This is a genomic window from Sphingobacterium sp. MAE (assembly GCF_056711605.1).
In genome coordinates this window covers 4427420-4450289 of the sequence record NZ_CM160044.1, presented here as the reverse complement: position 1 = coordinate 4450289, position 22870 = coordinate 4427420, and the positions used below count along the sequence as shown (strand labels likewise).

Genomic DNA, 22870 nt, shown 5'->3' with positions numbered 1-22870 from the left:
ATAGACTTGAATACGATAAAGGCGGAGTTTTTGAATTGTGAAACTTAAATGCAAGCGTGCATGCTGATGAGTAAGAACTAGCAGATACCGCAACAAAATTTTAAAAACCATTTTATGTAATAGGTAGCGAAGGCACCCTTTACATAAAATGGTTTTTACTTTTTATTGATTTTTAGTGAATAATTTCCTCTCCTGAATAGATTTTGAACCTTATTGAATCGATTTCAAACCGTTTATAAGCGAATCCGCTATAATTTTGACCTAACAAGGAATTCGAAAATAGCTCAGCAGCGTGTTTCTTTTTCTTAACAATGGAACTGTATCGAGCGATTTTCTTGAGTTTGATAAGAACCAATTATAAACAAAAATATAAACAATACGACGATGGGATCAAGTTGAAATCAACCTGTAGGGGGATTATAGGATAATGGTATGGTCCTATAATAAATTGAATAAAATAGTAATTCTAATCTAAAAACCAATTGTAAATTATGTTAACCCACTATTGCAATAAATACGCAAAAAACACATTGCTATTAAATAGTTTATTTTTAATAGCGATGACTACTTATGGTCAAGGAACTTCCATAAAAGGAACTATTCGAGACGCTTCTACAGGAAGAAATATAAGTAATGTCACCGTAAAGGTAAAAGGAAGTTCTGCAAGTACACAATCAAATACGGGCGGTAGTTTTACCATTCAGGCAAATATCGGAAATACCTTAATTATTTCTTCAGTAGGATATCAGGAAAAGGAAGTGATCGTGCCACAGGGGGGTGTTGTCGATGTTACGCTTATTCCATCTGAAAATGTACTTGAGGAATTAGTTGTGGTCGGATATGGAACACAAAAGAGATCGGATGTTACGGGGTCTGTGGCATCAGTACCAAAGGATCGATTGTCAAAAATTCCGGTTACGAATGTGATGCAGGCTATCCAAGGTGCCGTATCCAATGTTTCGGTTTCGCAAGCATCCTCTATACCTGGAGATGCTCCATCTGTTCAAGTTCGAGGTAAGAACTCGATCAATGCATCTTCAGAACCTTATATTGTCGTTGATGGAATTCCGCTATCGCGTACAGATGGTTCTATTAATGATATCAATCCCAATGATATTGAGTCGGTCGAGATCTTAAAAGATCCATCAGCTGTTGCGATTTATGGTGTGAATGGTTCTAATGGTGTTATTTTGATCACCACAAAACGCGGTACATCCGGTACCCCCCGTATTCGTTACAGTGGTTATGGCGGTGTAGAAAATGTTGCACATATTCTTAAGCCCGTTTCGGGAGAAGAGCTTTTAAAGCGTTATGCTGAATATTCCCGCATTAATAATAGTCCGCTATATAATGGTGGTCCGGTTCGCAATCGGAATGAGTTTGATAATTACACCAATGGTGTGACCATCGATTGGTTGGATGCGGTGATGCAGACCGGTGTGATCCAGAATCACAATGTCAGCTTATCAGGTGGAAGTGAGAATGCCAAATACTATGTCTCTGGAGATTATCTGGATCAAAAAGGCGTTTTATTAGGATATAACTATAAACGGTATTCATTTCGAACGAATACAGATTTTAAACCAACTAAATATTTATCGGTAGGTACATCATCTTATATCATAGCGCATAATAGAGATGGTGGACGCGCGAGTCTTCTACAGGCTGCTGCAATGAGCCCTTATGCCAAAATGTATAACGATGACGGCACTTTAACACAGCATCCCATGTATTCGGAACAGCTTTGGACCAATCCACTTTTACCAACGACATTAAATCCAGAGCGTCGTCAATTTAATATCTCCTTAAATGGTTATGCAGATCTTAATTTTGGGGAGCTTTACAAACCGCTGGCTGGTCTGAAATACAAGTTCAATGCAGGATATACTTATGTCCCTGGTCGTACCAACGAATATGAAGGGGAGAGTGTTTATAATTTTGCCGGGATGGGTCGTATCACCAACAGTGAATCTCAGTCATATACAGTAGAGAATATATTAACCTATAACAAGGATTTTGGTAAGCATCATCTTGATTTCACAGGATTATATGCCTCCAAAAGTAAATATTGGCAACAGGCTATTGCTACAGGAGAGGTATTCCCTAATGATGCCTTGGAATGGGGTAATCTAGGTGCTGCCGCCACACAGAAAGTGTCTTCTCAAGCCGACTTGTACCGCTCTATTTCCCAAATGGGTAGATTAAACTACTCTTACGATAGCCGTTATTTATTTACAGTAACTGCACGTCGAGATGGGGCCTCTATCTTTGGTAGAAATAATAAATACGGCATGTTTCCATCTGCCGCTGTCGCATGGAATATACATAATGAATCGTTCATGAATAGCACTAAAGATGTGGTGGACAATTTAAAATGGAGAATATCTTACGGTATTTCTGGAAATGAAGCTATTGGAATTTATGAAACGCTTTCGTTAATGGATGCCAGTACTATTGCGATGAAAGGCTTATCCAATACGGCATTGAATATTCGTAAGAGAATGGGAAATGATGATTTGCAATGGGAAAAAACGAAGGGATTCAATACAGGGATTGACTTCGGATTATTTAAAAGCAGAATAAGTGGAAGTATCGATGTGTATAAGACCAATTCTTATGATATACTTTTAAAACAGCGCCTTCCAAGACTTACGGGTTTTGAAGATGTGTATTTTAATATTGGAAAGGTTGCTAATACAGGTATAGACCTGACGCTGAATACCAAAAATATTGTAAAGAATGATTTTACTTGGTCCAGTACGTTTGTATTCTCCCGCAATAAAAATAAGATTGTAGAAGTTTATGGTGATGGAAAAGAAGATCTGGGCAATAGGTGGTTGATCGGACATCCGCTGGGTATCATCTATGATTTTACCAAAGTGGGGATCTGGCAGGAAGAGGAAATAAAAGCGGGAGTTAATAAAGGATGGGATGAACAAGCAGAAGCAGGAAGTGTAAAATTAGCGGATCTAAATGGTGATGGTCTAATTAATGAGGACGACCGATCTGTATTGGGACAAACTGCCCCGAAATGGACCGCTGGACTTACCAATACATTTAGCTATAAAGCATTTTCATTAAATATTTTCATCAATACGGTGCAAGGAGCACTACGCAATAACCCGCAGATCGGTTCGGCTGCAGATGAAATGGGACGTAAAAGTACGCCAGCAGAATTGGGCTATTGGACTCCTGAAAATAAAAGTAACGAATGGCGTTCATTGAGTAATCGTTCCAATACCTATGGGTATGGATTTCCATCAAATGCAAGTTTTACACGGTTGAAAGATGTGACCTTAAGTTACAATATGCCACAAAATACCTTGAATAAATTGGGTATCAATGGGGCTACGGTTTATGTCAGTGGCCGAAACCTATATACATGGACCAATTGGATTGGCTGGGATCCTGAAGCTCGAGATATCACTCGTGGATCTTCAAATGATAACCTAAACTATCCAATGGTTCGCACCTATGTACTTGGAGTTAATTTAACCTTTTAATGAAATCATGAAGCTATCATGAGTAAACGCTCATGATAGCTTCATCACCGATAAAAAACAATATATACTGATGAAAAAATCAATAAATATTCAAAATAAGTTATTACCTGTCTTTGCGATCTTTTTGTTAGGTTCTGCATCTTGTAGTAAGAATTTTCTGGAAGAGAAACCCTATTCTAATTACGAAGCTGGAAATAGTGATCCATCAACAATAGAAAATAGGGTTTTAGGTTTGCATGCGACTTTTGGTCAATTGTGGGGTTACAGTGGGCGTCAAGGATTTTTGTCGTGTTGGCAGATCGGTACTGATATCGCAAATGCTGGTTCTACGGAAGGTGTGGAAAATCCTTTTTTTCAATATGCCGATCTCAATCCAGAAAATGGTGGAGTAAGTTACTTATGGCAACGCTGTTACGAGTTTATTAACAATGCAAATAGCATTATCGAAGCTGTAGGAGATACTAATCCAAAGGCAGCAGCAGAAGCAAGATTCTTTAGAGCTTATGCTTATCATATGTTGGTCACGCTATGGGGCGATGTGCCTTTGTTGACTACTTCTATTAAAGTTCCAACGTTCAACTATGTACGAAATTCTACTGTAGAAGTGGACAAAGTGATTGTTGAAGATCTGGAATATGCGGCTAAGGAATTGGCTAATGTTGGAGAAGCTGCTGCACCAAGCCGGATCAATAAAGATATGGCAAGACAATTGGCCGCTGAAGTTTATCTTCGAATGGGCATGAGAGATCCTGCTTATTTTGCTAAAGCAGAAGCCATGGCAACAGCCATCATTGAAAGCGGCAGTTATAAATTAATTGACAGTCGTTACGGCAAATACTTAAATGAGGGTGGGGATGCTTTTCGAGATATGTTTAGACAGGGCAATATGCGCCGCGCTCAAGGAAATACCGAAGCCATATGGACTTTTGAAGTTGAATTTAATCGCGAAGTGAATGGTGGAACCATCGATAATCCGCAGCATCGTCGTGTATGGCAACCTTCCTACCATAAGTGGGATGGAATGTTAAATGCTGATTCTCTAGGTGGAAGGGGTAATGGACGTTTGAGATTAAGCAATTTTATGAAGTATACAGTCTGGAAAGGACTTCAAGGTGATATTCGGAATAGCAATTATAATATCCGAAGGACTACGAATTATAATCGACCTAATATGACCGTCAACAATGTTGTAGTAACACCATGGAGTACAGAAATCGGTCTGGATGCCGATGGTTATCGTGTTGCTAAAGGTGCAGGGGTTAGAAATGTGACGATAAAAACTGGTGATAAAGTGATTCCTTTTCGTACAGACAGTCTGGAAGTATGGTATCCTTTCCCAACTAAATGGGGTGGTTATGATCCTTTGGATGATTTTGGTTACGCATTGGTCAAAGATTGGCCAGTTATGCGGTTTGGAGAAACGTATCTATTAAGGGCAGAGGCACGTCTGAGACAAAATAACCTAGCTGGTGCGGCTGATGATATCAATAAGTTGAGAGACCGTTCTTTTAAAGAAGCTCGTAGTCAATCTGGAAATACAGCTCTAGGAAAGGTTCTAGCATCAAACATGACCATTGATTTTATCCTTGATGAACGTGCCCGTGAATTGATATCAGAAGAAAATCGTAGGATGACCTTAGTGAGAACGAATAAACTTAAAGAACGTATTGGATTAAATGGTGATCAAGGACCTGCGAATAAAATCATCAGTGGTTTCCAAGATTATAATGCTTTACTTCCTATTCCTTTGAGTGAAATTCAATTAAATAATAAAGAGGGAGAGGGACTTAAACAAAATTTAGGTTATAAATAATCTGTTTTATGTTATTGTCATAACTGTAAAAAGGTCAATTTTCAGCATATTGAAAATTGACCTTTTTTGTTAGGTATGGCTTGATGCTTTTAGTGCTGAGTTTGGGGCAGCTGCACATAACAGTGCATAACAGTTTACGTATAAAAATCTTTTAATTTAGTTGATGTCAAATACCTAAAATATATCATATGAATGCTGTTTTCGGAGTATTATTCCATTTCATTGGCGGGTTTGCGTCAGGAAGTTTTTATGTGCCCTACAAGAAAGTAAAGGGATGGTCTTGGGAATCTATGTGGATCTTGGGAGGGCTATTTTCTTGGATTATCGTACCACCTATAGCTGCCTGGTTAACCATTCCAGATTTTGTAAATATCATCCGATTAGCCAGTTATTCCACCTTGAGTTACACGTTTATATTTGGTCTTTTGTGGGGCATAGGCGGATTAACCTATGGTTTGGGGGTTCGGTACCTGGGTGTTTCTTTGGGTAGTAGTATTATTCTTGGTTTAAGTATGGTTTTTGGATCATTGATGCCGAGTATCTATTATTTCTTTAACGAAACGGCAGGCAAACATGGTATTGATTATTTTTTTACTACTCAGTCAGGTATCTGCATTTTAATAGGCTTATTGATTTGTGTTATTGGTGTTTGTTTATGTGGTCAAGCTGGTATATCAAAGGAAAAAGACCTCACGTCACTTTCAACGGAAACTAAATCTGATTATAATTTTGGTTTAGGCATTGTGGTCGCTATTATTTCAGGCGTGCTTAGTGCTTGTTTTAATTTCGGAATCGAGTCTGGTAAACCCTTGGCCGATGTCGCCAATGAAATATGGAAAACAAATCATCCTAACCATGGAGAGTTTCTTTATCAAAATAACGTTACTTATATCATTATTCTTTGGGGTGGTTTTACGACAAATTTTATCTGGTGTGTCTATCTGTTGTTTAAAAATAATACCTTTTCAGATTATACCAAAGCAGATGCTCCGAAAGGTAAAAATTTATTGTTGTGTGCGTTAGCGGGTACGACCTGGTACTTGCAATTTTTCTTTTATGGAATGGGTGAGAGTCGCTTGGGTAATGGTGCCAGTTCTTGGATTCTTCATATGGCATTTATTATTTTGATTTCAAATGCTTGGGGGGTGGTACTAAAAGAATGGAAGGGAGTGAATAAAAAAACATATCGATCCATAATAGCTGGAATAGTGACAATTATTATTTCAATCTGTGTCGTCGGATTTGCAAGAACTTTAGAAAATTAATTTAATATATATAGCAGTGAAAACGTACAAACATGTCAATTACTTGTGGGACGATCAAAAAGCGAAATCATTGGAAGGCGATGAAGTTGCTTTATTATTATATCGTTCAAATATTTTAGGCGCAGATCTAAGAATTACCAATTATGGAGGAGGTAATACTTCTTGTAAAGTCTGGGAGAAAGATCCACTCACAGATGAAGATGTTGAAGTGATGTGGATAAAAGGATCTGGAGGCGATATTGGTACTTTGAAAAAATCAGGACTTGCAGCATTATATCTGCAGCGTTTACGTCATCTAGCAAATGTCTATAGAGGGATCGATTATGAAGATGAAATGGTGGAATTATTCAATCACTGTATTTTTGATTTAAGTTCTAAGGCTCCTTCGATTGATACGCCATTGCATGGTTTTCTACCTTTCAAACATATTGATCACTTACATCCTGATGCTGCAATCGCAATAGCCGCAGCAAAAGATGGAAAGAAAATTACGGAAGAACTGTTTAATGGTGCCATTGGTTGGGTAGATTGGCAACGTCCCGGATTTGATTTAGGATTACAACTGCAGGCTTGTCTTCATGCAAATCCAGATATCCGCGGTATTATGTTGGGATCTCACGGTTTATTTACCTGGGGGGATACTGCTTACGATTGCTATATCAATTCACTGGATATAATTGAAACCTGTGCCGCATATCTGGAAAAGAATTATGGTCAAAGAGGTCCTGTATTTGGCGGACAAAAGATCGAAAGCCTCCAAAAGGAAGACCGGAATGCTCAAGCTTCAAAATTAGCCCCTATATTAAGAGGATTTTGTTCAAGCGAACGTCATATGATCGGACATTTTACAGACGATGAACGCGTATTGGAATTCATTAATTCTCATGATCTGGAGCGATTAGCTCCTCTGGGAACAAGTTGTCCCGATCATTTTTTAAGAACTAAAATTCAGCCTTTGGTACTCCACTTGGATAAGTTAGAGAATTTGGATGATGTGGAAGAACTGAAAACAAAATTGGAACCCTTATTTGAAGACTATCGTTTGATGTACGAGGAATACTATGAAAATTGTAAGCATGATAATAGTCCCCTTATTCGAGATAAAAATCCAGTCATTGTTTTATATCCTGGAGTAGGTCTGTTTTCATTTGCAAAAGATAAACAAACTGCTCGTGTGGCTGCCGAGTTTTATACCAATGCCATCAATGTGATGAAAGGTGCAGAAGCTGTTAGTGCGTATACAGCACTGCCAAGGCAAGAGGCTTTTGATATTGAATATTGGTTGTTGGAAGAAGCAAAATTGCAACGTATGCCACGACCTAAAGCTCTTTCAGGTAAAATTGCGCTAGTGACCGGAAGTGGTGGCGGTATTGGTAAAGCTATTGCAAAAAAAATGGCACAAGAAGGAGCTGTTATCGTGTTAAATGATATCAATGCCGAACGACTTGCAGCTTGTGAGCAAGATTTTGTATCGGAATTTGGTAGAGATGCCGTTATTACCACGATCCTCGATGTAACAAACGAAGCGCAGATTAAACAAGCACTTAATGATGCTGCATTAGCATTTGGAGGTGTTGATATCATTGTCAATAACGCAGGATTATCCATTTCTAAAACGATTGAAGATCATACTCAAAAGGACTGGGACTTACTGTATAATGTATTGGTTAAAGGTCAGTTTTTAGTTACTCAAGCAGTTACTCCAATCTTAAAGGGACAAAATATAGGGGGTGACATTCTTAATATTGTTAGTAAAAATGCGTTGGTCAGTGGTCCTAACAATGCGGCTTATGGCAGTGCTAAAGGAGCACAGTTACATTTAAGCCGTTTGTGTGCTGCGGAATTAGGTCTATCAAAAATACGTGTAAATGTGGTTAATCCTGATGCGGTTATTTCTGATAGTAATATTTGGGCCGGTGGATGGGCAGAAGGCCGCGCACTAGCATATGGTGTAAGTGTTGAGGAATTGCCAGCTTATTATGCTAAACGTACTTTATTGAACGAGATTATTCTTCCTGAGGATATTGCAAATGCTTGTTTTGTTTATGTAAGCGGTTTGTTAAATAAATCTACAGGAAATGTTCTGAACGTCGATGGCGGGGTTGCAATGGCATTTGTACGCTAATTAAAAGCAATTAGATATCGAGTGGAGGAAATTCACTCGATATTTCTTTAAATTATTAATCATTAACCCATTTAATTATGATACTAAACAAACAGGTCGTAGATCAACATAATAATCAATTACTCGATAAACATAAAAGAAATTTTACTCATCTCTCTTCGGATATTACCCATCTAGACTACATTTTAGAAAAGCTTCAGCAATTTCAAATTGCAATACCTAGCTGGGCTCTTGGTACTGGAGGTACTCGTTTTGGACGATTTTCAGGTGCCGGAGAGCCAGGAACTTTGGAGCAAAAATTAGAAGATGTTGGATTATTGCATGCTTTAAATAAATCCAGCGGAGCGATTTCTTTGCATATTCCTTGGGATATCCCTACGGACGCTGATAAAATAAAGCAATTGGCAGGTTCTTTAGGGATCGCATTTGACGCAGTGAATTCGAACACTTTTCAAGATCAACCCCATCAAGCCTACAGCTATAAACATGGTTCATTGCATCATGTCGATCCAAGAGTGCGTAAGCAGGCTGTTGATCATAATATTGAGGTGATTAATTATGGAAAATCACTTGGCTCTAAAGCGTTAACAGTTTGGCTGGCTGATGGATCGTCCTTTCCGGGTCAATTGAATTTTCGTGAAGCATTTCAAAATACGCTTGCTAGCTTACAAGAAATCTATCATCACCTTCCAGAAGATTGGAAATTATTTGTTGAGTATAAAGCATTTGAACCTCATTTTTATTCCACCACAATTGGAGATTGGGGACAATCATTATTGCTGGCCAATAAGCTAGGTCCGAAAGCATATACCTTGGTTGATCTGGGGCATCACTTGCCGAATGCAAATATTGAGCAGATCGTGTCTTTATTGTTGATGGAAAAAAAATTGGGTGGTTTTCATTTTAATGATAGTAAATATGCCGATGATGATCTTACGGCAGGGAGTATCAAGCCTTATCAACTCTTTTTGATCTTTAATGAATTAATCGATGGGATGGACCTTCACGGTATGGATCACGCTTCTGGTTTAGGATGGATGATTGATGCTTCACACAATTTAAAAGATCCGTTGATTGATTTATTGCAATCTGTAGAAGCCATTAAAATTGCTTATGCACAGGCGCTGTTGGTTGATCGTGAAGCTTTAAAAAAGGCACAGCAAAGCAATGATATTGTGAAGGCCCAAGAACTATTGCAAGATGCTTTCCGAACAGATGTTAGAGCGCTAGTGGCGGAGGCAAGATTGCGAATGGGAGGGGCAATTGATCCTGTCCAGCTTTTTCAAGAAAATGAAATCAGAAGTCAATTAATCGCGGAGAGAGGTTTAAATACTGTGGCAACGGGATTATAAGAGCGAAAGCATGAATGATAAGAAAATTCCAGTTGTTGCTATTTTTGATGTTGGTAAAACAAATAAGAAGCTGTTTCTTTTTGATGAGCATTATCACATCGTATTCGAACGTTCGGCTCGGTTTTTAGAAACAACAGATGAAGATGGTGATCCATGTGAGAATCTAGAAAGCCTTCGTTTGTCTGTATTTGATTCTCTTCATGAGATATTTCGAAAAAATGAATTTGAAATCAAAGCAATAAATTTCACTTCTTATGGGGCTAGTTTTGTTTACATTGATGAGCATGGACGCCCATTGACACCGCTATACAATTATCTCAAAGAATTTCCAACTGCTATTCAAGAGGATGTATATGCAAAAAATGGTGGCAAAGAATCATTTTCGATGATTACCTCTTCGCCAGCTTTGGGAAGCCTAAATTCAGGCTTCCAACTCTTGCGGTTGAAAAAGGGAAAAACCAGCTATATTTAAACAGGTTAAGTTTGCGCTGCACTTGCCGCAATACTTAAGCTTTCTGGTTTCTGGAAAAACATATTCGGATATGACCAGCATTGGCTGTCATACGGGTCTTTGGGATTTTGAGAAAGGTGATTATCACGATTGGGTGAAAGAGGAAGGTATACAGGAAAAATTGGCTCCTATTGTACAGGGAAACGAGGTATTTGATGGCGCATTTCCAGGTAGCCCTTATCGTGTTGGACCTGGTTTACATGATAGTTCATCAGCCTTGATACCTTATTTGTTGAATTTTCATGAACCCTTTATTTTAATCTCTACAGGTACTTGGTGTATTGCTTTCAACCCTTTTAATCATCGTGCTTTAACCGTTGATGAGTTAAAACAGGATTGCTTATTTTATCAATCCTATGCAGGAACTCCTGTGAAGGCATCTCGATTATTTGCGGGTTATGAACATGAGTTGCAATCGAAACGAATCGCTGATTTCTTTCAGGTGACGATTGCTAAATTTCGTAATCTACAAATTAACTGGTCGATTGTTGATCAATTATCATTGTCGGAAATCGACAGTGGTTTAAAGGCTTTTTCAACAATACCATTAGAAAGATTTCAAAATTACGAAGAGGCTTATCATAGTTTAGTCTTGTATTTAATCAAGGCACAAGTTCAATCAACTAAGCTTATTTTAGACACCAATCAGGTATCTAGAATATTTGTCGATGGCGGGTTTAGTAAAAATCATATTTATATGAATTTATTAGCAAAGGAATTTTCTGAAGTGGAGGTTTTTGCTGCCTCTATGGCGCAAGCGACGGCACTGGGAGCAGCTCTGGTGATCCATGAACATTGGAATAATCAATCTATCCCTAATGATATTATTGAGTTACGTTATTATAGAGCAAATTATTAATCTTCTTGCACATGGAAAAAATATTTCATCGAATTTTAAGCACCATATTGGGGGGTATTTTTTGTATGACGATATTCACTTGCACGTATGCTCAGGAGCAATATATTTACAGTTTTGGTTCCAAAATAAAAAAGGAGAAAAATGAAATAAATATCAATGATGCGATCCGTTATGATTCGCAGAGCGGTTTTGGATTTGATTTTGGGACAGAAAAAAATATTTTTCTTAAAAATAACTGTTTGATCAGCGACAAGCCTTTTTATTTCTCTTTTAAATTACCAGAAGGTGCATATAAAATAACAGTTCGATATGTTCCTCAAAAAAATAGTTTTACGTGTACCATACGTGCTGAGTCAAGACGCAATTATTTAAACCATTATGTGGTCCATTCAACCGGAATGCATGAACAAACATTTGTGGTTCAGGTAAAAGATGCAAAAATTAGTGCAACAGAAACCATAAAATTAAAGGAAAGAGAACGTCATAAATTGGATTGGGATGATAAATTGACGTTAGAGTTTCAGGGGCAAAATTTTATTGAATCTATTCGACTTGAAAGCGCAAAGGGTATAACGTCTATCTTTTTAGCTGGAAATTCTACTGTTGTGAATCAAGAAGAAGAGCCATGGGCGTCTTGGGGCCAAATGATACCGGCATATTTTGACGATCAAGTCGTTGTGGTCAACCAGGCGGAGTCTGGTCTCTCGCTAGGATCATTTCTTTCTGCTTATCGATTCAATAAAATATTGACAGATGCTCAACCTGGTGATTATCTATTTGTAGAATTTGGGCATAATGATCAAAAAGAAAAAGGCGAATATGCAGGTGCATTTTTATCGTATTCGGATAGGTTGAGACTATTTGTAAGGGAGTTTAGGAAAAAAGGAGGAACTCCTATTATTGTCACTTCTACAGCACGAAGAGCTTTTGATGATGATGGAAATGTTGTCAATACTTTAGGTGATTTTCCAGAAGCGGCTCGAATGGTTGCCGATGAATTGAATGTTCCTGTCATTGATCTCAACTTGATGACAACTCAATTCTATCAGGCATTGGGAGTTGAAGGTTCAAAAAAAGCTCTTGTTCATTATGCTGCAGGAACTTTTCCTAATCAACCTGAGCCACTAGCTGACAATACTCATTTTAACACTTACGGTGCTCATGAAATAGCATTGATGGTTTTACAAGGTATTGAGAAAAGCAAATTGCCACTTGCCAAACATATTCAAAATTTTGATGGGTATGACCCCATTCATCCAAATGATTGGAGGAAATGGAATTGGCCCCCCAGTATGATCACTGGTGCCACAAAACCTGATGGTAATTAAGTGAAGTCAATGTGACGCCATAAAATTCTGAATTAAGGAAGAAAGTTGAAACGGAATCTTGTTTCTAAATATCAATTTTAGGGACAATCAATTATAAAAATATTAAACCTAGAACGATGATTTTAAAAAAAAGGATTTACAGTCTATCTTTTTTGTTGTTACTATTAGGAAGTCATTCCTTTGGACAGCAGGTGGGGAGTACCATCGAATCCAATGATTCAAATACGCCTTTACATTTACTGCAGCCTGATTATCCTGTTCGTTATGGTGAAGTGACAACATCGGGTATTAAAAAAACATTAGATCGCGTATATGCTTATTTGAATAACGTCACTCCTGTGATGTTGGAGCATGCGCAAAGCCATAAGCCAATAAAAGATATACATCTGATCGATACGAACAGTATTTTTAAAAAAGGTGATTTTCGATTGATCAGTTATGAATGGGGAGTGACCTATGGTGCTATGCTTCGTGTCACGGAAACCACTCATGATCAAAAATATGCTGATTATACACATCGTCGATTAGAATTGATTGCAGATGTGCTTCCTCAATTTCGTGCTTTGGAAGAACAATATCCGGGCTACCGTTCGCCTGTACATTCGGTATTGCAACCACATGCTTTGGACGATGCTGGGGCGATGTGCGCAGCTATGATCAAGGCACAGCGATCCAATGCCTTAAAAAAGGATATTAAAGGCATTACTCATCATTACATTGATTATATTTTAAATAAAGAATTTCGCTTGAGCGATGGCACTCTGGCGCGAAATAGGCCTCTACCGAATACACTTTGGTTAGATGATCTGTATATGAGTTTGCCTGCTTTGGCACAGATGTCTATGTATAGTGAAGATCCTCAATATATGGATGAAGCGATCCGGCAATTTTGGTTATTTACTGATAAAATGTTTTTACCAGAGAAGGGTTTATATCGGCATGGCTGGGTGCAGGATATGGATCCGCATCCTGCATTTCATTGGGCCAGAGCCAACGGGTGGGCATTATTGACTATGGTCGAACTTTTGAATGTATTACCAGATAAACATGCCGCTAAGGGTGCATTATTAGCACAGTATAAAAAACATGTGCAGGGTTTGGCATCCCTTCAAGATGGTACAGGTTTTTGGCATCAGTTGCTGGATCGAAATAACTCTTATTTAGAAACATCGGCAACAGCAATTTATGCGTATTGTATAGCTAGGGGCATCAATGCGGGCTGGTTGGATAAAAAAGCTTATGGACCTATGGTTCTTCAAGCCTGGAATGCCGTTGATTCTCAAGTCAATCATGAGGGGCAAGTTATGGGTACTTGTGTAGGTACAGGTATGGGGTTTGATCCTGCTTTTTATTATTTTAGGCCTGTCAATAAATTTGCGGCTCATGGTTATGGTCCTGTTTTACTTGCTGGTGCTGAAATATATGAATTGATTAATAATAATAAGTACGTGATCAACGATAGTTCGGTACAGTTTTAATTTTTGGATAGAGCGATCAGTTTAAAGTAATTATGCATAATTTGAAAGGATGATGATGAAAAAACTATTTCTTTTCCCACTATTGTTGTTATTGGGATTTTGTGTCAAGGGACAATCTTCTGTTTATCTCTTTTCCTATTTTGTAGATAATGGCGCTGATGGATTGCATCTTGCTTACAGTTTGGATGGTCTAAAATGGGAACCCCTACACCATGGTAAATCATTTCTCAAGCCTATGATCGGGAAAGATAAACTGATGCGTGATCCTAGTATTTGTTTAGGTCCAGATGGAAATTTTCATTTGGTATGGACAACTGGATGGTGGGATAAGAGTATTGGTTATTCGTCTTCTAAAGATCTTATGCAGTGGACAGCACAAAAGTCTATTCCTGTCATGGAGGAGGAGTCTGAAGCAAAAAATGCTTGGGCTCCTGAGGTCTTTTATGACAAAGCTGAGCAACAGTACCATGTCATGTGGGCAAGTACAATACCTGGACGTCATCTGGAAGTGAATACAAGTGCGAGTGAGAAAGGATTAAATCATCGTATGTATAGTGTTTCCACACGAGATTTTACTGTTTTTTCTAAAACCAGTTTATTTTTCAATCCAGATTTTAGCGTGATCGATGCGGCTATTTTTCAGAAACATAACAACGAGTATATGATGTTTCTGAAAAATGAAAACTCTAATCCACCAGAAAAAAATATCCGATTTACGGTCAGTAAAAGTTTAAAAAATGGGTTTCCTACAGAAGTTTCTAAACCGATCACCGGTAGCTATTGGGCTGAAGGACCTGCTCCTCTACTAGTAGGCGAATATATCTATGTCTATTTCGATAAATATCGTGACCATCAGTATGGTGCAGTCCGTAGTAAAGATGGTGTAGATTGGGAGGATGTTTCGGATCAGGTTAGTTTTCCAAAAGGGACAAGGCATGGTACTGCTTTTAAGGTAGATCGAACGATATTGGAAAATATATGGAGAGCCAGTGAGTAATTGTACTCATAAATTTTAGCATTATAGTTTCGATATTAACTTCTTGTAAAAGGAATAGGTGGCATAAAAAAAAGGTTTTCAGACAGGGAGAATGAAAACCTTTGTAAAAAACCAATTCACTTATTATGATAAAAATTTATGGACTTCTTTGATCATTTTAGTTATGTTGCTATCAAGTATACTAACTTTTATGAGGAAGAAGACTGTAATCGTACACATTAACATGTGCCTGAAATCTTACTTTACAATACTAAAGAAACAAAATGAATGGATTGTCCTGTGCTGTCATGATGTGAAAGTGATATCCCTATTTTTTAATCCTATCATTCATTATGCTATGTAGGCATGATTTGATCTTGATGGGGCATCTTTGCTATCTGATGATTCTTTGGACAGTAGATCAACTGATTTCAATGATTTGATGGACATAGCAGGTAAGTTCAGGATACTTTTCCATATAAAATTCTATACTTTAGATACTTTCATACAAAGAATCGACCTATGTTAAATATCCGCATTACAATTTCTATCCTATTTTATTTATTGTTAGCGACCCTGGTTGAGGGACAGTCTAAAAAACAAATTCAATATCTTTCTGGAACAGATAATGCGCATACGGTAGCGTGGGATTTTTGGGTCACTGGTGGCCGAAATGCAGGTAAATGGACTCAGATTGCTGTGCCAAGCCATTGGGAACAGCAGGGGTTTGGAGCGTACAATTATGGTCGCGACTATGTTACCTATGGTAAAAATTTTCAATTTAATGATGAGAAAGGTTTATACCGTCATCATTTTGAAATACCAGCACAATGGAAAGGAAAAAAAGTGGCTATTGTATTTGAGGGATCTATGACCGATACGGAAGTAAAAATTAATGGTCAGTTGGCAGGAGAGGTCCACCAAGGTGCTTTTTATAGATTTAAATATGATATTACGGATAAAATTCGGTTTGGAAAACCCAATTCATTAGAAGTAATGGTATCAAAAATGTCAGATGAAAAAACGGTAAACAACGCGGAGCGTTTAGCTGATTATTGGATTTTGGGCGGTATCTACAGGCCCGTTTATCTGGAAGCAACGCCACAAAAGCATATCAGTTGGACTGCTATAGATGCTCAGGCTGATGGGAGTTTTCGTAGTCATGTTTACTTGGAAGGATTGACCCAGAAAGAAGAGCTATTACTTGAGATCAAAGATCGTTTGGATAAGACTGTTGCTGTTAAAAAGTTTACTGTACAGCCATCAGATTCTGTTAAATTAATTGAACTGTCTGTAGATAAACCATTGTTATGGACAGCAGAAACACCTCACTTATATCATGCTGTTTTTACATTGGGAAAAAAGAATGAAGAGGTTTACGAACATCAAGAACGTTTTGGGTTTAGAACAGTAGAGGTTCGGGAAGGCGATGGCATTTTTGTAAATGGTGTGAAAGTCAAAATGAAAGGTGTGAATAGGCATGTTTGGTGGCCTGAAACAGGACGATCAGTGAATCGCGATATCGATTTGAATGATGTCAAGCTGATTAAGGAAATGAATATGAATGCTGTGCGTTGTTCCCATTATCCACCAGACAAATCTTTTTTAGAAATCTGTGATTCTTTGGGTCTTTATGTATTGGACGAGTTAGCTGGTTGGCAGAAAGCGTACCAAACGCCTGTAGGAAAAAAATTGGTTAAAGAAATGGTTATTCGTGATGTGAATCATCCATCGATCATTCTTTGGAGTAATGGGAATGAAGGGGGACATAACAAAGAACTGATCGATGAGTATAAAAAATATGATCTTTCTGGACGTACGGTGATCCATGCGCATCACCGACCTGGAAACGAGATCAATGGTATTGATTGTAATCATTACGAAGATTTCTATTCCACCAAAAAGATTTTAGAGGGACCGCATATTTATATGCCTACCGAATTTTTGCATGCTCAGGACGATGGAGGCGCAGCGGCTGGTCTTGCCGATATTTGGGAGTTGCATTGGAATGCAAAACTTGGTGCAGGAGGTTTTATTTGGGATTTTGCCGATGAAGGTTTAGTGCGAACAGATTTTAATGGACAGATCGATGTCAATAAAGTGAATGCGCCGGATGGTATTCTCGGTCCATATCGTGAAAAAGAAGGTAGTTTCTATGCGATAAAAGAAATTTTTTCACCCGTTCATATTACCTTAAAACAATTACCAGCAAATTTTGATGGTGCGATTGAAGTTGAGAATCGCTATCATCATACGAATTTAAAAGAATGTTCTTTTGCGTATAAACTGGTGACTTATCAACGACCTGATGCAGATCGGGCTGGCATGGATGCTATTGGTGGACAGGTGATCAATAGCCCAGCAATAGCCCCTACAGAGAAAGGTGTGCTCCAACTACAGCTTCCTAACGATTGGAACCAGTATGATGCACTCTTATTAACCGCTGTAGATTCGCATGGAGAAGAAATTTATACATGGACATGGCGAATAAAGGATAATAAACGGATCACTGCCGAAATTTTGCCCATAAAATCTGCTAGTGCTGTAACATTAACGGATGATAGTACCAATTATATCTTGAAAGCAAATGGAATAACGGCTTTCATTGCAAAGAAAACAGGACTTCTTGTAGATCTGGCGAATGATTACAGTATGAAATTGGCATTCAATAATGGACCTATATTAACGGATGGACAATCGCATGTCAAAACAGCTAAAACCTGGAAAGACGGTCAAAATCAGATTGTCGAATTTATATTGGAAGGTGGTTTGAGTCTCATTCGTTGGACTATGCATCCTGATGGTTGGCTGAAGCTGGATTATGCCTATCACATAAATAAACCAACTTTATACGCCGGTGTTAGTTTCAGTTTTCCTGAGAATTATATCATTAGTGCTAAATGGTTGGGGAATGGTCCTTATCGCGTCTGGAAAAATAGGATGCAGGGGGTAACGTTGAATACTTGGGAAAAAATGTATAACGATGGGCATGCGGGTATCGGACCATGGATATTTCCTGAATTTAAGGGATATTTTTCAGATGTAAGTTGGGTGCAATTTAATACAGTGCAAGGTAAATTCTTGGTCGCAACAGAACAGGATAATATGTTTTTACGGTTGTTCGAATTTTATGGGATCTCTGGCCCCAAAGGTTATCCTCAATTGCCTTCAGGAGATATATCTTTTTTAGACGCTATTCCGCCAATAGGAACTAAATTAGCATTGGGAATCAACAATAATGCTGCAGTTAACGGTCCTGCGGGTGAGTTGAATCAACTACATGGAGAAACCACCAGAACCTTATATTTTTACTTTGGAATACCTAAAGGAGAAAAGGAAAATACACAGTTCGTGATGCCTAAAATAAATGTGTTAACTGATTAATTGATTATTACCGTTCATACCAACTTATTTTTTATGGGTATAGAAAAAGGGCTTTGAAAAAATTGGTATTCAGGATACTACAGGACAGCTCTTGGTGAAAATGTTCATACCTTTAAGATCTTTACTGTTGAGATGATAAGCTTATATGACCTGATTCATAGAGGTAGTACAGGAAACAGAGAAATATACATATGCTGACCAGAATCAGTACAACTATAAACCATCAATAAAAATCTAATATAATGAGAAAAACTTGTTGCTCTTTACTTGTACTCCTAGCTTTTGTTGTGTTCTCCCATGTAAATGGACAACATAAATTTCCAAATGGAGCGCCCATATCAGATTGGTTTGAAACGGTAGTACCTACTGCTATTGAAAGTTTAGGACAAAAATATAGCATAACAGATTTTGATGTTATACAAGATAGCACGATCATACAAACAGCCAAGATCCAACGCGCAATAGATAAGGCGTACGAAAGTGGGGGTGGTGTAGTGGTTATACCTCGAGGTGTTTACCTCAGTGGATCCTTATTCTTTAAACCAAAAACACATTTACATCTGGAGGAAGGTGCTGTATTGAAAGGGAGTGATGACATTGCAGACTTTGCATTGGCAGAGACACGTATGGAGGGACAGACCTTAACCTATTTTTTGGCTTTAGTGAATGCCGATCAAGTTGATGGTTTTACGATTTCGGGTAAAGGGACTTTAGATGGAAATGGTCTTCGTTATTGGAAATCTTTTTGGCTGAGACGTCAATTTAATCCCAACTGTACCAATATGGACGAAATGAGACCTAGATTATTGTATGTTTCCAATAGTAAAGATGTACAGATTTCGGGCATTCGATTGGTAAACTCTCCTTTTTGGACTTCTCATTACTATAAATGTGAAAATCTGAAATTAATCGGATTACATATTACGGCACCAAAAGCGCCAGTAAAAGCCCCCAGTTCAGATGCTATTGATCTGGATGTATGTCATCAAGTATTGATAAAAGATTGTTATATGTCGGTCAACGATGATGCTATTGCTTTGAAAGGTGGTAAAGGGCCTAAGTCTAATCTGGATCCAAATAATGGACCAAATTATAATGTGATCATTGAAAATTGTTTTTTTGGTTTCTGTCATAGTGCTTTGACCTTTGGTAGCGAATCCGTGCATAGCTATAATATTATATTTAGAAATAATACTTTAGATCAAGCACAGAAGCTTCTTCAATTAAAGATGAGGCCAGATACTCCGCAGGAATATGAAAATATCCTGATTGAAAATATTAAAGGAAATGTACAAAGCATGTTGTATATCAAACCCTGGACTCAATTTTTCGATTTAAAGGGTGAAAATCAAATTAAAATGTCCTATGCAAAAAATATGTTATTGCGTAATATCGATCTTGACTGTGCTATCGTATTTGATGTATTGAATTCACAACAATATGTGTTATCCAATTTTACATTTGAAAATATGAATATTCGTGCTTCAAAAGATCCAGTTATTCATCAAGAATATATTCAGAATTTTACGCTTAAAAATGTCACTGTCAATCATAAAAAACTATAATTTGCTAACCTCAAAAGTTTCATACCTAAATGATGAAAATTAAACTTTTATGGATCATGGTTGTGCTGATCAGTTATTTTGATTTATCAGCACAGAGAAACATGGAGTTTCTCAACAGAGGTATGGTAGGTCTGAAAACAACGGATAAATCGGTTTTTTTGAGCTGGAGATTGTTAGGTACGGATGATTATGAAACCGCTTTTACGCTTTATAGGCAACAAGGGGATGGTCCTAAACAAAAATTAAATAGAAATCCTTTGATTAAAGGAACTAATTTTTTGGATCAAACTGTTGACCTGAAACAAGAGGTGATCTATACATTGGCTCTTGTCCAAGCTGGGAAAGAAGTAGAAGTGGATAAAATCACGTTGACTAAAGATCAGCAAATCCAACAATACCTAAATATTCCTTTGCGAACTCCAGCTGGATATACACCCGGAGATGTTTCTGTTGGAGATCTGGATGGTGATGGCAGTTACGAATTGATTGTCCATCAAACTGGAATTGCTCATGATAATGCGCATAATGGCATTACATCTGAACCTATTTTTCAAGCTTATCAATTGGATGGTACTTTTTTATGGGAAATCAATCTAGGTAAAAATATTCGGGAAGGGGCACATTATACACAATTTATGGTCTATGATCTGGATAATGATGGACGTGCAGAATTGGTTTGTAAAACTGCAGATGGAACAAGAGATGGGCTGGGTAAGATCATTGGGAATCCTTTAGCAGACTGGCGCGATACGGTAAGGACTTCTATAAATTTTGGAAGGATTTTGACTGGTCCCGAATTTTTAACAGTTTTTGATGGTCTGACTGGAGAAGCGGTGAGTACGGTTGATTATCTTCCAGGTCGGGAAGATCTTCGTTCTTGGGGTGATACCAACGGAAATCGTGGCGATCGCTACTTAGCTGCTGTTGCCTACTTGGATGGGGAGAACCCGAGTGTGATCATGACTAGAGGTTATTATGAAAGAACCGCCTTAGCTGCTTGGGATTTTAAAGATAAAAAATTAGTGAGTCGTTGGGTTTTTGATACCAAAGGGCGTAAACATCCTTATTCGGGACAGGGTTATCATAGTTTGTCGGTAGCAGATGTCGATCAAGATGGTCGGGATGAAATTGTTTTTGGGTCTATGGTAATCGATGATCAGGGTAAGGGTTTGTATAGTACAGGTTTGGGACATGGTGATGCTTTGCATGTTGGTGATCTTGATCCAGATAGACCAGGCCTAGAAATCTTTGGTATCCATGAACTAAAAGGAGGTAGAAAAGGGATTGGTGTTAGTTTATTAGATGCAAAGAATGGTGAGCTTTTATTTAAAAATGCGATCGATCAAGATGTTCCGCGTGGAGTAGCTGAAAATATTGATCCAAACCACCGTGGGGCTTACTTGTGGTGGTTGGGTTCTAAGGATATGTATGACACGAAAGGAAACATGGTGGGTGTTGCGCCTGGTTCAACTAATTTTCTGATTTGGTGGGATGAGGATCTAAGTCGGGAATTGCTAAATAGCAATTATATTGAAAAATATAATACAGGCATTATTTTTACTGCCGAAGGCGCTTCTTCTATTAATGGTACCAAAAAAACGCCTAATTTATCTGCAGATATTCTTGGGGATTGGCGCGAAGAACTTATTTTAAGGACAAATGACAATCAAAATCTGCGGATCTATACGACAATTATTCCTACCGATCATCGTATCTATACTTTAATGCACGACCCGCAGTATCGTTTGAGTATTGCTTGGCAAAATGTAGCTTATAATCAACCCCCACATACAGGTTATTATCTTGGCACTGGTATGCAAACTCCAGTGAAACCTATTCTAAAAATTGTAAAACCAAATAGAGAAGTAATCCGAAGATGAGGAAATTCATAAAAGTAGTTAGCAGACATCGTGATTATTTAAATATAAGAAATATGTTAAACGCCAGATGGATAATTTTAGTTTTACTAGCTTTCGTATTTATTTCTTTTGTTGCGGATCAATATCGACCTACCGTGTATTTAATAGGAGATTCTACGGTACGCAATAGTAATCAAGAATATTGGGGATGGGGAACTTTGCTGCCTGAATTTCTGGATAGTAATCAAGTAAGTGTCAATAATCAGGCTATGGCGGGACGGAGTACACGTACTTTTGTTAAAGAGGGCCGGTGGGCTAAAGTTGATTCGATGTTGCGACCTGGGGACTACCTGTTAATCCAGTTTGGACATAATGAAGGGAGCAAGCCTGACACGAGTAAACAAGGATACCGTGGTGTATTGCCTGGGATAGGAACAGATTCAGTAGTTTTGGATTGGGGAAGTAAGGGCAAAGAAGTAGTATACTCTTATGGTCAAAATTTACGTCGTTTTGTTATTGCGGCAAAGAATAAGGGCGTGACCCCAATATTGATATCTATGATCCCACGCAATCAATGGGATGGTACAGGTAAAGTAAAACGTGCTGATCGGGATTATGGTCTATGGGCGAGGCAAATTGCAGAAGAACAAGAAATCGCATTTCTTGATCTGAATCGTATTACTGCTGATAAATATGATCAACTTGGAGCTGAGTTGGTGAAGAAAAGATTTTTCCCTGGCGATCATACACATACCAATAGAGAAGGTGCTATGGAAAACGCGGCCTCTGTTGTTCAAGGTCTTAAAGAAATCCAGAGCTCATTGATCAATTATTTAAAATAGGCTTAATGAT

General features: G+C 38.0%; 14 protein-coding genes. All 14 read left to right on the top strand.

Annotated elements, in window-relative coordinates:
• The first annotated feature begins 491 nt into the window (after positions 1 to 491).
• Positions 492 to 3503, top strand: a complete 3012-nt coding sequence (locus AC06G9_RS19105) for a SusC/RagA family TonB-linked outer membrane protein (protein WP_480956941.1) — start codon at positions 492 to 494, stop codon at positions 3501 to 3503.
• A 70-nt stretch (positions 3504 to 3573) separates the two neighbouring features.
• A complete protein-coding gene (locus AC06G9_RS19100; RefSeq protein ID WP_480956940.1) occupies positions 3574 to 5316 on the top strand; it encodes a RagB/SusD family nutrient uptake outer membrane protein in 1743 nt (580 codons plus the stop codon).
• A gap of 188 nt (positions 5317 to 5504) precedes the next feature.
• Positions 5505 to 6581 (top strand): L-rhamnose/proton symporter RhaT, encoded by a 1077-nt coding sequence (rhaT, locus tag AC06G9_RS19095; protein WP_480956939.1) that lies wholly within the window; start codon positions 5505 to 5507, stop codon positions 6579 to 6581.
• Positions 6582 to 6597: 16 nt separating this feature from the next.
• The gene (locus AC06G9_RS19090) at positions 6598 to 8706 is read left to right on the top strand and encodes a bifunctional aldolase/short-chain dehydrogenase (RefSeq protein WP_293923844.1); all 2109 of its coding nucleotides are present in this window, start codon (positions 6598 to 6600) and stop codon (positions 8704 to 8706) included.
• Positions 8707 to 8783: 77 nt separating this feature from the next.
• Positions 8784 to 10058 carry a sugar isomerase gene (locus AC06G9_RS19085; protein ID WP_293923841.1) on the top strand — a complete coding sequence of 425 codons (1275 nt, stop codon included), beginning with the start codon at positions 8784 to 8786 and terminating at the stop codon, positions 10056 to 10058.
• A 10-nt stretch (positions 10059 to 10068) separates the two neighbouring features.
• The gene (locus AC06G9_RS19080; protein WP_480956938.1) at positions 10069 to 10530 is read left to right on the top strand and encodes a hypothetical protein; all 462 of its coding nucleotides are present in this window, start codon (positions 10069 to 10071) and stop codon (positions 10528 to 10530) included.
• Positions 10531 to 10600: 70 nt separating this feature from the next.
• Positions 10601 to 11428, top strand: a complete 828-nt coding sequence (locus tag AC06G9_RS19075) for a hypothetical protein (RefSeq protein ID WP_480956937.1) — start codon at positions 10601 to 10603, stop codon at positions 11426 to 11428.
• 11 nt (positions 11429 to 11439) lie between these two features.
• Entirely contained in the window at positions 11440 to 12756 is a 1317-nt protein-coding gene (locus AC06G9_RS19070) for a rhamnogalacturonan acetylesterase (RefSeq protein ID WP_293923837.1), read from the top strand.
• Positions 12757 to 12872: 116 nt separating this feature from the next.
• Entirely contained in the window at positions 12873 to 14234 is a 1362-nt protein-coding gene (locus AC06G9_RS19065) for a glycoside hydrolase family 88/105 protein (protein ID WP_293923834.1), read from the top strand.
• Between the two features lie 49 nt (positions 14235 to 14283).
• Positions 14284 to 15231 carry a glycoside hydrolase family 43 protein gene (locus AC06G9_RS19060; protein WP_480956936.1) on the top strand — a complete coding sequence of 316 codons (948 nt, stop codon included), beginning with the start codon at positions 14284 to 14286 and terminating at the stop codon, positions 15229 to 15231.
• 501 nt (positions 15232 to 15732) lie between these two features.
• Positions 15733 to 18594 (top strand): glycoside hydrolase family 2 protein, encoded by a 2862-nt coding sequence (locus AC06G9_RS19055; RefSeq protein WP_293923825.1) that lies wholly within the window; start codon positions 15733 to 15735, stop codon positions 18592 to 18594.
• Between the two features lie 242 nt (positions 18595 to 18836).
• Positions 18837 to 20159, top strand: coding sequence for a rhamnogalacturonidase (locus AC06G9_RS19050; RefSeq protein WP_293923822.1), 1323 nt, complete (start codon positions 18837 to 18839; stop codon positions 20157 to 20159).
• Between the two features lie 29 nt (positions 20160 to 20188).
• The gene (locus tag AC06G9_RS19045; protein ID WP_480956935.1) at positions 20189 to 22039 is read left to right on the top strand and encodes a rhamnogalacturonan lyase; all 1851 of its coding nucleotides are present in this window, start codon (positions 20189 to 20191) and stop codon (positions 22037 to 22039) included.
• A 53-nt stretch (positions 22040 to 22092) separates the two neighbouring features.
• Positions 22093 to 22860 carry a rhamnogalacturonan acetylesterase gene (locus AC06G9_RS19040; RefSeq protein ID WP_248755591.1) on the top strand — a complete coding sequence of 256 codons (768 nt, stop codon included), beginning with the start codon at positions 22093 to 22095 and terminating at the stop codon, positions 22858 to 22860.
• Positions 22861 to 22870: the final 10 nt, after the last annotated feature.